Annotated in this window: 18 protein-coding genes; 7 read left to right on the top strand and 11 right to left on the bottom strand. The window is 64.8% G+C overall.

What is annotated here, in order from left to right:
• Window positions 1-71 precede the first annotated feature (71 nt).
• Genes AKG11_RS05840 through AKG11_RS05830 form a run of 3 tightly spaced genes read right to left on the bottom strand, consistent with a single transcriptional unit; the run spans window position 72 to window position 1,808 of the window.
• On the bottom strand, window positions 72-770 hold the full coding sequence (locus AKG11_RS05840) for a retropepsin-like aspartic protease family protein (protein WP_023513217.1): 699 nt from the start codon (window positions 768-770) through the stop codon (window positions 72-74).
• Window positions 767-988: a DUF1289 domain-containing protein gene (locus tag AKG11_RS05835; protein ID WP_023513218.1), complete on the bottom strand. Its 222-nt coding sequence runs from the start codon at window positions 986-988 to the stop codon at window positions 767-769. Before AKG11_RS05835 ends, AKG11_RS05840 begins: the two co-directional genes overlap by 4 nt.
• 37 nt (window positions 989-1,025) lie before the next feature.
• Window positions 1,026-1,808 (bottom strand): adenosylcobinamide-GDP ribazoletransferase, encoded by a 783-nt coding sequence (locus AKG11_RS05830; protein ID WP_050743241.1) that lies wholly within the window; start codon window positions 1,806-1,808, stop codon window positions 1,026-1,028.
• A 304-nt stretch (window positions 1,809-2,112) separates the two neighbouring features.
• Between AKG11_RS05830 and cobT the strand changes: the two genes are divergently transcribed.
• Window positions 2,113-3,129: a nicotinate-nucleotide--dimethylbenzimidazole phosphoribosyltransferase gene (gene cobT / locus AKG11_RS05825; protein WP_050743240.1), complete on the top strand. Its 1,017-nt coding sequence runs from the start codon at window positions 2,113-2,115 to the stop codon at window positions 3,127-3,129.
• A gap of 101 nt (window positions 3,130-3,230) precedes the next feature.
• Entirely contained in the window at window positions 3,231-3,608 is a 378-nt protein-coding gene (locus AKG11_RS05820) for a diacylglycerol kinase (protein WP_023512825.1), read from the top strand.
• 41 nt (window positions 3,609-3,649) lie between these two features.
• On the opposite strand, the gene AKG11_RS05815 is transcribed toward AKG11_RS05820, so the two are convergent.
• The gene (locus AKG11_RS05815; protein ID WP_023512826.1) at window positions 3,650-5,185 is read right to left on the bottom strand and encodes a sensor histidine kinase; all 1,536 of its coding nucleotides are present in this window, start codon (window positions 5,183-5,185) and stop codon (window positions 3,650-3,652) included.
• Between the two features lie 269 nt (window positions 5,186-5,454).
• On the opposite strand from AKG11_RS05815, the gene AKG11_RS05810 reads away from it, so the two are divergent.
• The 4 genes from AKG11_RS05810 (at window position 5,455) to AKG11_RS05795 (ending at window position 7,918) form a co-directional block, all read left to right on the top strand.
• On the top strand, window positions 5,455-6,018 hold the full coding sequence (locus AKG11_RS05810) for a thermonuclease family protein (protein ID WP_050743239.1): 564 nt from the start codon (window positions 5,455-5,457) through the stop codon (window positions 6,016-6,018).
• 298 nt (window positions 6,019-6,316) lie between these two features.
• Window positions 6,317-6,631, top strand: coding sequence for an EthD family reductase (locus AKG11_RS05805; RefSeq protein WP_023512828.1), 315 nt, complete (start codon window positions 6,317-6,319; stop codon window positions 6,629-6,631).
• Window positions 6,632-6,724: 93 nt separating this feature from the next.
• Window positions 6,725-7,363 carry a uracil-DNA glycosylase family protein gene (locus AKG11_RS05800; protein ID WP_023512829.1) on the top strand — a complete coding sequence of 213 codons (639 nt, stop codon included), beginning with the start codon at window positions 6,725-6,727 and terminating at the stop codon, window positions 7,361-7,363.
• A gap of 66 nt (window positions 7,364-7,429) precedes the next feature.
• Window positions 7,430-7,918, top strand: coding sequence for an Lrp/AsnC family transcriptional regulator (locus AKG11_RS05795; RefSeq protein WP_024270142.1), 489 nt, complete (start codon window positions 7,430-7,432; stop codon window positions 7,916-7,918).
• Between the two features lie 28 nt (window positions 7,919-7,946).
• Here the strand turns inward: AKG11_RS05795 and AKG11_RS05790 are convergent, their stop codons facing one another.
• From AKG11_RS05790 to AKG11_RS05780, 3 genes are all read right to left on the bottom strand, one after another.
• Window positions 7,947-8,321 (bottom strand): hypothetical protein, encoded by a 375-nt coding sequence (locus AKG11_RS05790; RefSeq protein ID WP_050743238.1) that lies wholly within the window; start codon window positions 8,319-8,321, stop codon window positions 7,947-7,949.
• Between the two features lies 1 nt (window position 8,322).
• On the bottom strand, window positions 8,323-9,195 hold the full coding sequence (locus AKG11_RS05785; protein ID WP_050743237.1) for an NAD(P)-dependent oxidoreductase: 873 nt from the start codon (window positions 9,193-9,195) through the stop codon (window positions 8,323-8,325).
• A gap of 68 nt (window positions 9,196-9,263) precedes the next feature.
• Window positions 9,264-10,079 (bottom strand): class I SAM-dependent DNA methyltransferase, encoded by an 816-nt coding sequence (locus AKG11_RS05780; protein ID WP_050743236.1) that lies wholly within the window; start codon window positions 10,077-10,079, stop codon window positions 9,264-9,266.
• 131 nt (window positions 10,080-10,210) lie between these two features.
• Between AKG11_RS05780 and AKG11_RS05775 the strand changes: the two genes are divergently transcribed.
• Complete coding sequence (locus AKG11_RS05775; RefSeq protein ID WP_023516750.1) at window positions 10,211-10,939, top strand: DUF2270 domain-containing protein; 729 nt, start codon at window positions 10,211-10,213, stop codon at window positions 10,937-10,939.
• Window positions 10,940-10,952: 13 nt separating this feature from the next.
• On the opposite strand, the gene AKG11_RS05770 is transcribed toward AKG11_RS05775, so the two are convergent.
• The 4 genes from AKG11_RS05770 to AKG11_RS05755 form a co-directional block, all read right to left on the bottom strand.
• A complete protein-coding gene (locus AKG11_RS05770) occupies window positions 10,953-11,219 on the bottom strand; it encodes an usg protein (RefSeq protein ID WP_024270141.1) in 267 nt (88 codons plus the stop codon).
• Window positions 11,220-11,364: 145 nt separating this feature from the next.
• Window positions 11,365-12,195, bottom strand: coding sequence for an ABC transporter permease (locus AKG11_RS05765; RefSeq protein ID WP_050743235.1), 831 nt, complete (start codon window positions 12,193-12,195; stop codon window positions 11,365-11,367).
• The gene (locus AKG11_RS05760) at window positions 12,192-12,995 is read right to left on the bottom strand and encodes an ABC transporter permease (RefSeq protein WP_023516004.1); all 804 of its coding nucleotides are present in this window, start codon (window positions 12,993-12,995) and stop codon (window positions 12,192-12,194) included. The genes AKG11_RS05765 and AKG11_RS05760 overlap by 4 nt, the downstream gene beginning before the upstream one ends.
• Window positions 12,996-13,164: 169 nt before the next feature.
• Complete coding sequence (locus AKG11_RS05755; protein ID WP_023516005.1) at window positions 13,165-13,947, bottom strand: ABC transporter substrate-binding protein; 783 nt, start codon at window positions 13,945-13,947, stop codon at window positions 13,165-13,167.
• Window positions 13,948-14,121: the final 174 nt, after the last annotated feature.

The raw sequence follows: 14,121 nt of genomic DNA, 5'->3' as shown, positions 1-14,121 counted from the left end.
GTGCCGCCGCGACCCGTATATGCGAATAGCGGCTTTCTCTGCGAGCGCCTGCAACGGGCGGGCGCGCTGCCTCAATCCTTCAGCCGCAATTCGTCGCGCGTGATCTCTATCGAGCCGAGCGTTTCGAGGAAGCTCATGCCGAGCAGGCTCTGTTCCAGCCGGCCCTGTTCGGTGACCATGCCGCGGATGGTGCCGCGCAGGATGGGGCCGATGGCAACCTGGCGCAGCGTGACGGGAGCGGCGAGCGCCCGGCCGTTGGCGGTGGACACGTCGATGGAGAAGACGAGGTTGTCCGGGTTGATGCCGAGGCGCATGGCGTCCTCGTAGGACAGCACGACGGAGCTGGCGCCGGTATCGACCAGCATGCGCAGCGGCGTGCCGTCGATCGTTACCTCGGCCTCGTAGTGGCCGGACACGCCCTTGTGGATGACGAGGATCTGTTCGCCGCTGGCGCTGGTCGTCACCACGGCGCGGCCGGGAATGAGGCCGGCGGTCAGGCGGTTGCCGACCTCCTGCAGGTCGAAGCGATAGAGATAGCCGGTGGCGAGCACGAGGATGATCACCAGCCAGATTCCGGCCTGACGTATGCTTTCGCCCCATTGCCGTCGCCCGGCGAGCACGCCGGCCGCCATCATGGTGGCGATCGCCGACAGCGTGACGAGACGGCCGAAATCGTTGTTGTCCATGCCCATGGTGCGGCCGCTGTCATGGTTGAGGATCAGGGCGCCGAGGCCGATGGCGAGGATGCCGAGAAGGATGTACAGCCTCATGCTTCGCCGCGCTCCCGGGCCATGCGGGTGCGGCGGGTCTCGCGCCGCGGTTTGCGTTCGACGGTGGCAAGGCGAGCGGGAAGCTCGGCCATGATGGCGCGGCGCTGGTCTGACGAATAGAGCGTCCAGGCGCCGATTTCATCGCGCGTGCGACCGCAACCGAAGCAGTAGCCGGTCACCATGTCGATCGAACAGACGAGGATACAGGGCGATTCCATCGCGGCTCCCGAAAATTGTTTTTCCTATATCGGCAGCTCAGAGCGCCAAGGCAAGGGCGAAGAGCACTGACATTTCCGCGAGCTGCTGCGTGGCGCCGATCGTATCGCCCGTATGGCCGCCGATCTTGCCGAGCGCGGCACGGTTGAAGGCGAGGACGGCGACCACGGCGAGGAGGAGTGCGAGCACGAAGGACAGCACGCTGCCATGTGGCAGCAGGAGCGCGGCGGCAAGGAGGATGCCGCTTGCGAGTGCGACGATCGTCGCGCCGCTGTCCGGCTCGCCGACCGAGGCTGCGACACCGTCGCGCCGGGCGGGCGGCAGCAGCGACCAGTGCCAGACCATCGCGGTGCGGCTGGCGGCGGCGGCGGCGAGCAGCACCATGCCGAGCCCGGACGGTGTGAGGACGGCGGCAAGGGCCGCGATGGCCGCGGCCCGCAGCCCGAAGGAGAGGATGAGCGCGACCGCGCCGTAGGAGCCGATGCGGCTGTCCTTCATAATGGCGAGCGCGCTCTCCCGGTCCCGCCCGCCGCCGATGCCGTCGGCGCTGTCGGAAAGCCCGTCCTCGTGCAGGGCGCCAGTGAGGAGAGCCTGTACGGCGAGCGTGGCGAAGGCGATGAGCAGCGGCGGTGTGGAGAGCGCAGACAGCAGTGCGGCGAGGGCGGCAGCGGGCAGCACGATCAGCACGCCGGCCAGCGGGAAGGTGCGCACGGCGCGCGACAACCGGCCGTCATGGCCGATGAAATGACGCTGCGGCACCGGCACGCGCGAGAGGAAGGCGACCGAGCGGGCGGTGTCGTCGATATAGTCCTGAATGGCCAAGTCTGGTCCTTTCCGAAGGCGGTTCGGCTTGTGACGCGCCCCTCATCCCCCTGCCGGACCTTCTCCGCGCAAGCGGGGAGAAGGGGAAAACGCTGAGGTTTTCCTTCCTCGCCCCGCTTGCGGGGAGCGGATGCCGGCAGGCAGGTGAGGGGCTTTTTGTAAACCGCGCCATCCTACCCGATTGCCCTGTGACGAAAGGGCGACGAAGGCCGCCGCAAATGCGGTTGTCGGATTCGCGCCCTGCCTCTATTAGGAGACACCAAACACACGCCTTTGAAAGCCGAAACTTAAGGAATTCCCCAAGATGAGTGCCAGCGGCCTGCCGTTCGATGATTTTCGTGAATTGCTGCGCAACCTGCCCGGCCCCGATTCGGCTGCGCTGGTGGCGGCGCGCGAACGCGACAAGCAGCTCACCAAACCGCCGGGCGCGCTTGGCCGGCTGGAGGAGATCGCCTTCTGGCTCGCCGCCTGGACCGGCCGGCCGCCGGCCGTGACGCGGCCGCTGGTCGCCATCTTCGCCGGCAACCATGGCGTCACCCAGCAGGGCATCACGCCCTATCCGTCCTCCGTCACCGCGCAGATGGTGGAGAACTTTGCGGCTGGCGGCGCGGCGATCAACCAGATCTGCGTGACGCACGATCTCGGCCTGAAGGTCTTCGACCTGGCGCTCGACTATCCGACCGCCGACATCACGCAGGAGGCGGCACTGTCCGAGCGCGATTGCGCGGCCACCATGGCCTTCGGCATGGAGGCGGTTGCCGGCGGCACGGATCTCCTGTGCATCGGCGAGATGGGCATCGGCAACACGACGATCGCCGCGGCGATCAACCTGGCGCTCTATGGCGGTACGGCGGAGGAATGGGTCGGGCCCGGCACCGGCTCGGAAGGCGAGGTCCTTCAGCGCAAGGTGGCGGCGGTGAAGAAAGCCGTCGAGCTGCACCGGGCGCATCTTTCCGATCCGCTGGAGGTGCTGCGCCGCCTCGGCGGCCGCGAGATCGCCGCCATGGCCGGCGCGATCCTCGCTGCCCGCATGCAGAAGATTCCCGTCATCCTCGACGGCTATGTGGCGACGGCGGCGGGCGCTATCCTGCGCGCGGCCAATCCGGCCGCACTCGACCACTGCCTGATCGGCCATGTCTCGGCCGAACCGGGGCACCTCAAATCGATCGAGAAACTCGGCAAGACGCCACTGCTCGCGCTCGGCATGCGGCTCGGCGAGGGCACGGGGGCGGCGCTTGCCGCCGGCATCGTCAAGGCGGCGGCGGCCTGCCATTCCGGCATGGCGACCTTCGTTCAGGCGGGCGTCAGCAACCGCACCTAACGAGCGGCCGGCAAAAAGCCTCAATGGCATGGATTGAGAGCGCGAAACACGCCCGTCATGCGGGCGTGTTTCATGAGAGCGGCGAAAACGGGATTGCGGGAATGGGTCAGGGACCAATCGAGAAGAAGACGGGCATCAGCCACCTGTTTGCGGCAGCGACCTATTCGGCCGCCGGCGCGCGCCGCCTGCTCGGCGAATCCGCCTTCCGCCACGAGCTGATCGCCTTCGGCGTCGCCATGGTGCTCTTCACCCTCGTCGGCGCATCCTTCTTCCAGTATGTCGCCATGGCGATCCTCTTCCTCCTGATGATCGCCTTCGAGGCGCTCAACACGGCGATCGAGGAGATCGTCGACCGTGTCTCGCCGGAGATTTCCGAGATGGGCAAACACTCGAAGGACCTCGGTTCCTTCGCCGTCTTCTGCCTGATCATCGCCAACGCCGTCTATGCCGGCTATGTGGTGGCGTCGAAGTTCATCTGAACGGTTTCGGGCCCGACCCGAGGACCCGGACGGCAAACGTTTCAGGCAAAACTTTTCCTGCGCGGCGCGACGGCCTGGGTCTCGGTGACGGCGGGCAGGCTTTGCAGCACACGCTTGGCCGGCAGGATGGCGATGGCCTCGGTGCCTTCGCGCAGCTTGGATTTCAGGATGAACTCGCCATTGTGCTTGGCGAGGATCGCCTGGACGATCGGCAGGCCGAGGCCGGTGCCTTGCTCGGCGCTCTTGATGGCGATGGAGCCCTGGCCGAAGGCGGAGAGCACGACGGGGATTTCCTCCTCCGGGATGCCGGGGCCGTTGTCGCGGATCGAGATGTACTGTCCGCCGCCGGCGGTCCAGCCGGCCTTGACGAAGATCTCGCCGCCCTGGGGCGTGAATTTCACGGCATTCGACAGGAGGTTCAGGACGACCTGGCGCAGTGCCTTCTCGTCTGCCCAGACGGCCGGCATGTCGCCTTCGACCTGCTCGGAAATGGTGATGTTCTTCGCCCGCGCCCGCAGCTGCACCATGCCGATGCAATCTTCGGCGATATCGACGAGATGCACGCTGTCCTCCGACAGGTCGTACTTGCCCGCCTCGATGCGCGAAAGATCGAGAATCTCGTTGATGAGGTTGAGCAGGTGCTGGCCGGAGCGGTGAATATCGGAGGTGTATTCCTTGTAGACGGGGTTGTTGAGCGGCCCGAGCACCTCCGTCGACATCACCTCGGAAAAGCCGAGGATGGCGTTGAGCGGCGTGCGCAGCTCGTGGGACATGGAGGCGAGGAAGCGGGATTTGGCGAGATTTGCCTCTTCGGCGCGCCGGCGGGCCTCGTCCGACATGGACTTGGCCACTTCCAGTTCGGCGATCAGGTCGTCCTTTTCCGATTGGGAGGAGAGCAGCTGCGCGCTGGTGTGGCGCAGGCGGTTCGTCATGAAGATGAGGAAGATCAGCGCGGCGGAGATGATCGTCACCATGCCGAACGTCGCCGGATTGGGGCGCAGCAGGGCGGAGATGGAGAGCGCGACGACCGTGGGCAGGAAGGCATAGAGCACGGCATGGCGCAGCATCAGCGTGCTGATGGCCGTGACGGCGAGCGCGACGAGCAGGGCGGAGCCCTTGTAGAAATCGAAGGTGGCGTTGCCGCAGGGGCCGCAGGTCTGCAGGGAGAAGGCAGCCCAGGCGAGGCCCATCGCGACCTGCGCGGCGAGGAAGATGCGCTGCCAGCGGCGGGTGTTGTCGGCGGTGATTTCCTGCTTGTGCGCCCGGCGGGCGACGATCATGCCGAGTGCATGCACGCTGAGCGCAAGGATCGCCCAGGCGAGAAGGCCGATCTCCTGCGTGAGATAGACGCCGACGGCGGCAATCAGCACGACCACGACGGGTACGGCGAGCGCATTCTGGGCGGCCGAGGCGATATGCAGCTGCAGCATCTCGCGCTCGAAGCCCGGCGCGATGCCGGTGGCGGTCTGCAGGCGTTCCCGGGTCGCGCGAACGGTCCGCGAGACAGCCTTGTTTCGATGGCTGCGCGACTTGTCGACGATGATCTTGTCGGTCGAGGTACTGACGCCGGTACTCATCACGATTGCAACTGTTGCGGACAGGATTGAAGTCTAGGGGGGAATCCTTAAGAAGATGCTGCCGCGCATAAACCATTTGCGAACCATTCCGGCATTTTCCGGAACAACCTGCCGGCAGCGCACCACCATCGTGACGTAGCGGCATGACGCTGGGGTATTTCCGCCTTTCTCCGAATCGCGAAAACACCCTATCTCTTTCATTTTACGCAGTTCCGCCTGCAGGCGCCCGCGCGGCTCTGCTGGAACTGCCGGGGCAAGGACGGGACTCCATGGGGCTTTCCAGGCGGGCGCGCGATGTCGGTGTGGCGATGGCGATCCTCGCGCTGACGGCGTTGATCGTGGCGCGCGTCGGCGGCGGGGGCGGCGAGACCTTCACCGGTGCGGCGCGGGCGGCGGACGGTGATACGCTGACGCTCGACGGCCACCGCATCCGGCTCGTCGGCATGGACACGCCGGAGCTGACGCAGATCTGCCGGCGCGACGGCGCGGACTGGCGCTGCGGCGTTGCCGCCCGCTCGCGGCTTGCGGAGTTCCTGCGGGCCGGGCCCATCACCTGCCGCACGCAGGGCACGGACAAGTACGATCGCTGGCTGGCGCGCTGCGAGAACCCGGCGGGTGATCTCGGAGCGCGCATGGTGCGCGAGGGGCTGGCGGTCGCCTATGGCGGCTATGAGGACGAGGAGCAGTTCGCGCGAGCCGAGCGCAAGGGCCTGTGGGGTGCCGATTTCGACATGCCGCAGCTATGGCGCAAGACGAACGGCCGGCCGCAGGAGGATGCGCATGATGCGGAGCCGGGTATGCTCGGCGGCATTCTGGGGGTGTTCGGGCTTTAGGTCGCGCACTCATTGACTGCTGGCGGTCGCTGTTCTGGTCAGACTTCCTGAAGGGAGCTGCGGATCGACGTATTTCGAGTGCCAGGTGATCGAAGCGCCGCTACCGAGCAAGCCGCGCCGTGTGCCTCGGGTTGATGGCCGGCCCGTATGCGACCTGCTGCAACCGCTTCAAAACGCACGGCGAAAACTGCTTTGCTCCCGTCAAACCGCTCCAGCCAAAATCTGGATGCGCTTTGCGGGGCGGTGCGCTAGAAAGGCCCCTCCGACGCTCGGAAAGGCGTTCAGGCAGGAGCCCACCATGATCAAGATGAGTGTCTACTATCCCGCCGATGGCGGTTCGAAGTTCGATCACGACTACTACCGCACCCGCCATATGCCGCTGCTCCGGGAACGGCTCGGCGATGCCTGCCTGCGCTACGAGATCGACAGGGGGCTTGCGGGTCGCGAACCTGGAAGCGCGCCGGGGTTCGTCGCAGCGTGCCATGTCTACTCGCCGGATCTGGCGACATTCCAGGAGGCATTGGGTCCCCACCGCACGGAGATCGCCGCGGACGTTGCCAACTATACGGACATCGCCCCCGTCGTGCAGATCAGCGAAGTCGTTGAAGGGTAGGGCTTCAGCGTAGGCGTCGCGTTGAATTTTCCGGGACCGGCGTCGTGCCGGTCGATCTGATCCATTGCGGGAAGGCTCAAGGAGGGGCGGTCGATGGACGAGACAGGGACCGAAGAGATCGCCGCCCTTCGCGCGGCGATCGCGGCCTGTCGGGTCTGTCGCGACACGCCGGCGAAGGGACCGGCAGACCGGCTGCCGCACGAGCCGCGGCCCGTCGCCGTCCTCTCCGACAGCGCGCGCATCCTGATCGCCGGCCAGGCACCGGGGCTTCGGGTGCATGAGAGCGGCCTGCCGTTCAACGACGCTTCCGGCGACCGGCTGCGCGACTGGCTCGGCGTCACGCGCGACGGGTTCTACGATCCGCGGAACTTCGCCATCGTGCCGATGGGCTTCTGTTTTCCCGGCTATGACGCCCATGGCAGCGATCTGCCGCCGCGCCGCGAATGCGCGCCGCTGTGGCGCGCCCGGGTGATTGCCGCCATGCCGCAGATCGAGCTGGTGCTGGGGATCGGGCAATATGCGCAAGCCTGGCATCTGGGTGCGGCGAAGGCCGCCAGCATGACCGAGACGGTGCGCGACTGGCGCCGACACCTTCACCGCAACGAGGGGCCGTCCGTGCTGCCGCTGCCGCATCCGAGCTGGCGCAACACCGGCTGGCTGAAGCGCAACCCATGGTTTGAGGCGGAAATTCTACCCGAGTTGCGAAAGCGGGTGAAAACCCTTACGGAGTGAAATGCAATTCTTTCAATTTGTCGCCATCGCGGTATATGAGGGAATTAAATTTCGTAGGGGAAATCAATGGACCGTCTGGACCGCAAAATCCTGCGCCTCTTGCAGGAAGATTCCACGCTCGCCGTGGCTGATCTCGCCAAGAAGGTGGGGCTCTCGACCACGCCCTGCTGGCGGCGCATCCAGAAGATGGAAGAGGACGGCGTGATCCGCAAGCGCGTCGCGCTGCTCGATCCGGTCAAGATCAACACCAAGGTCACGGTCTTCGTGTCGATCCGCACCAACGCCCATTCGACGGAATGGCTGAAGCGCTTTTCCGAGGTGATCGTCGAATTCCCCGAAGTGGTGGAATTCTACCGCATGAGCGGCGAGGTCGACTACCTGCTGCGCGTCGTCGTGCCCGACATTGCCGCCTACGACGCCTTCTACAAGCGCATGATCGCGCGCATCGAGATCCGCGACGTCTCCTCGGCCTTCGCGATGGAGCAGATCAAGTACACGACCGAGCTGCCGCTCGACTACATGATGGTGGACAACCAGAAGAGCGGCGAGGAATAGGCGGCCTTGCGCTGCTGCGGCCGGGCTTTCACAGATCCGGCCGCGTGAAGGTCACGACGACCGTTTTCCAGGCATCGTAGGGCGCAAGCTCCGCCAGCCCCGCAAAGGGTGCGCAGCGCACGACCGCCCGCACCGCGCTTGCGGCAAAACCCTTCGTCGCCGCATCGCCGCCGACCGGGCCGTCGATTGCCGGCGAGCCGATGAGTTCGCCTGCCTCCGTCAACGAGAATGTCACGCGGACCGTCTGCACATGGTCCGGCAGGTCCGCCGGCACCGACCAGCATCGGGCGATCTTGCCGTTGAGGGCGGTGGCGAGCGCCAGCCGGCCGGCATCGTCCGCCTGTGCCGGAGCGGCAAGCACGGCTCCGGCGGTCAGGGCGAAGAGGGCGCGGCGGAGCGCCACCTTACTTCCTCTCGAGGCGCGCGAGCAGCGAGGACGTGTCCCAGCGGTTGCCACCCATGTCCTGCACGTCGCCGTAGAACTGGTCGATCAGCGCGGTGACGGGCAGTTTCGCGCCGTTGAGGCGGGCTTCCGACAACACGATGCCGAGGTCCTTGCGCATCCAGTCGATGGCGAAGCCGAGGTCGTATTTACCGGCGATCATCGTCTTGTGGCGGTTGTCCATCTGCCATGAACCGGCCGCGCCCTTGGAAATAACCTCGATGACCGCCTCCATGTCGAGTCCGGCCTTCTTGCCGAAATGGATGCCCTCGGCGAGCCCCTGCACGACGCCGGCAACGCAGATCTGGTTGACCATCTTGGCAAGCTGGCCGGCGCCGGCCGGGCCCATCAGGCCGACCATGCGCGCATAGGCGTCGATGATCGGTCGTGCCTTGTCGAAGATATCCTTCTCGCCGCCGCACATGACGGTCAGGACGCCGTTTTCCGCGCCGGCCTGGCCGCCGGAGACGGGGGCGTCGACGAAGGCAAAACCCTTTTGGCGCGCGGCGGCGTCGAGTTCGCGCGCGACTTCCGCGGAGGCGGTGGTGTTGTCGATGAGGATGGCGCCGGGCTTCATGCCGTCGAAAACCCCGCCTTCGGCGATGGTGACGGAACGCAGGTCGTCGTCATTGCCGACGCAGGTGAAGACGAAGTCGGCATCGGCAGCGGCTTCCGCCGGCGTGCGAAACGCCTTGCCGCCGAATTCGGCCGCCCATTTTTCCGCCTTGGCGAAGGTGCGGTTGTAGACCGCGACCTCATGGCCGCCCTTGACCTTGAGGTGCCCAGCCATGGGATAGCCCATGACGCCGAGACCGATGAATGCAACCTTTGCCATGCTGTAACCTCCTGCAATCGTTGGCAGGAGGTGTAGCGGATCATCGGTTTTTGCGAAAGTGTTTCTCGTCAGCCGCGGTATTTCGCCAGCACGAGATGGCCGGGGATCGGCTCGCCTTCTTCAAGGCGTACCGTGATGTCGGTGATCTCGACGATGTCGAAGCCCGTCTCTTCGAGGCGCTGGCGCACATAGGCGGCGGCGTGGGCGAAACGCTGGTGCGGACCGACCATGAAGGGGCGGCCGGCAAAGGTCTCCTCGGGCAGCGTTTCGGAGGAGAAGATGAAATGGCCGCCGGGCACGAGGTTTTCGGCCACACCGAAGAACAGCGGTTCGAGCGCGCCGAGATAGGGCAGCACGTCCGTCGCGGTGATGAGGTCGAAGGGTTCGTCGTCGTTGTCGTCGAGGAAGTCGACGGCCTCGGCGACATAGAGCGTCTCGTAAAGATCCTTGTCGTGGGCGATCTCGACCATGTTTTCCGACAGGTCGATGCCGGTGATGTCTTCCGCCATGTCGCGCAGCGCGCCGCCGGTCAGACCCGTGCCGCAGCCGAGGTCGAGCACGCGCTTGAACGGGCCCATGCCACGGGCCTGGAAACGCTGGCGCACGGTGAGCGGCACGCAATAGCCGAGCTGGTCGACGAGCACGTTGTCGAAGACCTCGGCATGCTGGTCGAAGAGCGTGGTGACATAGGCGTCGGGTGCCTTTTCCGGCGTGTCGCCGCGGCCCATCGAGGCAAGGCGCACCGCGGCGCCGCCGTGATCTTCCGGGTCGAGCGCCAGCACTTCGGCATAGGCCTTGGCGGCAGCATCGAAATCGCCGGATTTTTCCAGCGAAAGGGCGCGGTTGTAGGCTTCCGCGAGCGCATCTTCGTCGATCTTGGTCATGGAGGCGTCTCTTACGGCCCGGGCAAGGCTTTGGCAATGGCGCCATTCACCTGCAAATAGGCATTTATCAATCGCCGAAAGAGGCGCATGATCCTCCTCCCAAAACCAAAAAGACCATTGGGAGGAATGACATGCCCGCCGATACGCCCCCCTTTTCGCCCGCTGCCGAGACCAGGCGGACCGGCAGCCCGGCGCTGCCGGCAACGCCGATGGAGACGATCAACACGATGGTGCACTACTATCGTGGCGAACTCGGGCGCATGGCCGGCTGGCGCGACCGCATCGACCGTACCTCGAACTGGGCGATCACGGTGGTGGCGGCGCTATTGTCCGTTTCGCTGTCGACGCCCACCTCGCATCACGGCGTTCTGCTCTTTGCGATGCTGCTCGTCTCGCTGCTGTTGATGATCGAGGCGCGGCGCTACCGGTTCTTCGACGTCTACCGCGCGCGGGTGCGCCAGCTCGAGCGGTTCTACTTTGCCGAAATCCTCAATCCGCGCGCCGCGCTCGATCTCGACTGGGCGGCGCCCATCGCCAAGAGCTTGCGCAAGCCGGAGTTCCTGATCAGCTACCGCGATGCGGCCTGCCGGCGGCTGCGGCGCAACTATTGCTGGCTCTACCTGATCCTCCTGCTCGCCTGGGCGCTCAAGATCTCGTCATCGATGATGCAGCGGCCGGCGACGGCGGGCAAGGACATGACGCTTGCTTTCGAGCATGTGGTCGCCAATGCGGCGCTCGGGCCGGTACCCGGCAGCGTGGTGATCGCCTTCGTGCTGCTGCTCTATGCCGTGATCCTGTATTTCTCGCTCAAGGTGGACATGTCCGACACGGAGCTGGCGCACGGATCCGTGCACGTCTGATCACGGCCGGCCCTCAGTTGATGACGAATTCGCCCTTCAGCGCCCGCCATTCCGTTGCCGAGATCAACCGGCGATGAACGTAGCGGACGGAATGGAGGGGGCCGTCCAGCTTTTCCTGCCAGAATTTCAGGAAGCCCTTCATCTCCGGGAAGTCTGGGGCGAGATCGTAGTGCTGCCAGATATAGGTCTGCAGAAGCTGGGGGTGATCCGGCATGCGGTAGAGGATCTGGGCCGTGGTCATGCCGTAGCCCTTGAGCTGCATTGCCATGTCGTTCGTCATAGGGACCTCATTGCGTGTGAATGATGGTCCTTATGATTGAGCGCCCGCGAGGTTAATGAACTCTTTAAGTTTGGCCCGTATCGGGATTTTTTTCTTTGCAATCAGGTATTTGGCAGCACTCATCCGTGAGTGCTGCCAAAAGGCGTCACCGCTTCAGGTGGCGCGTCAGACGCGTTTCCAGCCAGGCCCAGAGGTTGCGCAGCAGCTCCACCATCAGGAGATAGAGCAGTGCCGCCCAGAGATAGGCCTGGTAATCGAAGGTGCGCGAGAAGGTACGGCGGGTCTCGCCCATCAGGTCGAAGACCGTGACGATGGCGACGATGGCAGACCCTTTGATCATCAGGATGATCTCGTTGCCATAGGGCCGCAGTGCGACGATGAGCGCCTGCGGCAGGATGACCTTGAAGAAGGCGACCTGCTTCGGCAGGCCGAGCGCGGCGGCGCCCTCATGCTGGCCGCGCGGCACGCTTTCGATGGCGCCGCGCAGGATTTCGGCCTGGTAGGCGGCGGTGTTGAGTGTGAAGGTCAGGAGCGCGCAATTCCAGGCGTCGCGGAAGAACCACCAGAGGCCCCAGGCCTTCAACTCGGCGGAGAAGCTGCCGAGGCCGTAATAGACGAGGAAGAGCTGCGTCAGCAGCGGCGTGCCGCGGAAGAAATAGACGTAGCCGTAGGCGATCCACGAGAGGACCGGGTTCTTCGACATGCGCGCGAAGGCGAGCGGCAGAGAAATGAGGCCGCCAAGCACGACGGAGAGGATGACGAGCAGCAGCGTGACGCCGAGGCCCGAAAGGTAGCTCGGTCCGTATTTCGTGAACTTGTCGGGATCCCAGCCGTTGACGATCATCAGGAAGACGCCGACGGTGAGCGCCAGCCAGACGCCCATGAAGATGTTGCCGAAGAAACGGCCCGCGGTGAATGGCTTCGGCGGGGCTTCCGGCGGGGCCTGCGGCGGGATGAGGGTGGTGACGACGCTCATCGGGCGACCTCCGAACGTTTTGCCCAGCCTTCGATCGCCGAAAAGACCAGCGAGGAGAGGAAGGCGAGGACGAGGAAGAGCAGGCAGGCGATGGAGTAGAACTGGAAGGCTTCCTTCGTCACGCGGGCAGCGACGCCCGTCTGGCGCAGGATATCCGGCAGGCCGATGACCGAGACGAGCGCGGTGTCCTTCAGGAGCGCCATCCAGAGATTGCCGAGGCCGGGCAGGGCGACGCGGATGAGCTGCGGCAGCACGATGAGGCGCATGGTGCGGCCATGGTGCAAGCCGAGGGCGTAGCCCGCCTCGTACTGGCCGCGCGGAATGGCCTTGAAGGCCGACAGCAGCACTTCCGAGCAATAGGCCGAGAACACGACGCCGAGTGCGATCATGCCGGCGAAGAAGGCGTTGATCTCGACCGCACCCTCATAGCCGACGGCGGTCATCAGATTCTGCACGAGGATCTGCAGGCCGTAATAGACGATGAAGAGCGTCAGGAGCTCCGGCAGGCCGCGGAAGAGCGTCGTGTAGATGTTGGCCGACATCCGCAGAGACTTTTCTTCCGACTGCTTTGCCAGCGCGATGAAGAAGCCCATGACGAGGCCGACGGGCAGGGTGGCGACAGCAAGGCTTGCCGTCACCAGGAAGCCGAAGGCGATCTCGTCGCCCCATCCGGCATTGCCGCAGGCAAGCAGCGTGTCGCCGGCAAAAAGAGTGAAGATGCCGATCGGCCCGCAGAGGGGATCGATGATCCCGAGAAATGCGGATACCGCCTCGACGATGGCGGTGAAGAACCCGCTCATGCCAGAAGAACCCCCGATGCGCCTTGCGCTTGTTGTCCGGGCGCGTGATGCACCCGTCTTTTCTTATGTGCAAGTTCTCAAACAAAAGGAGCGGGAGAGCAAGCCCTCCCGCCCGTGCATTCTGGTGATGGGGTCAGAAAAAACCCGCATGACACAGAGGTGTTGCGGATCAATCGCCGTAGACGTCGAACGGGAAGTACTTGGCGTTGATTTCCTGGTACTTGCCGTTGGCGCGGATCGCCGCGACCGCTGCCGTGAACTTGTCGGCGAGCGCGGTATCGCCCTTGCGCACGGCAACGCCGGCGCCTTCGCCGTTGATGACCGGGTCGACCGGCAGCGTGCCGAGCAGCTTGCAGCAGGCGCCGTCGTCGGTCTTCAGCCATTCGGAGAGTACCACCACGTCGTCGATGACGGCGTCGATGCGGCCATTGGCGATGTCGAGCTTGTACTCGTCGGCCGTCGGGTACATCTTGACCTCGGCATCCTTCATATGCGCTTCGGCATAGTTGGAATGCGTTGTCGAGCCCTGAGCGCCGAGCGACTTGCCGGCCAGCGCTTCCGGGGTGGCTTCCTTGATCTCGCTATCCTTCGGGACGACGATCGCCGGCGGCGTGTTGTAGTACTTCTTGGAGAAGTCGACCTGCTCCTTGCGCTCGGCGGTGATCGACATGGAGGCGATGATCGCGTCGAACTTCTTCGCGATGAGCGCCGGAATGATGCCGTCCCAGTCCTGCGTGACGAAGGTGCACTCGGCCTTCATTTCCTCACACATTGCCTTGGCGATATCGACGTCGAAGCCGGTCAGCGTGCCGTCGGATTCGAGATTGTTGAAGGGCGGGTAGGCGCCTTCCGTGCCGATCACGATCTTCTCGCCTTCTGCCATCGCGGAGGTCGCGAAGAGGGCGATGACTGCAGCGGACGCTGCGAGCGTGAAACGTTTGGAAATACGCATATTGATCCTCTCTGTTGAAGGCTCTCGGGTTTTTCTTGTTGTCCGGGCCTCGAATTGAAGCGGGCAGGGCTGCCCGCTTGGCGCCGATAATCGACCGGTTTTCGCCAAAAAATCAACTGGATTCGCGCCGTCTTTCCGCCCGGTTTCCCCGACAATTTCATGGCGCCCCCCTGG

It is taken from the genome of Shinella sp. SUS2 (assembly GCF_001262505.1).
Taxonomy (GTDB): domain Bacteria; phylum Pseudomonadota; class Alphaproteobacteria; order Rhizobiales; family Rhizobiaceae; genus Shinella.
This window is presented reverse-complemented; position numbering and strand designations above follow the sequence as displayed.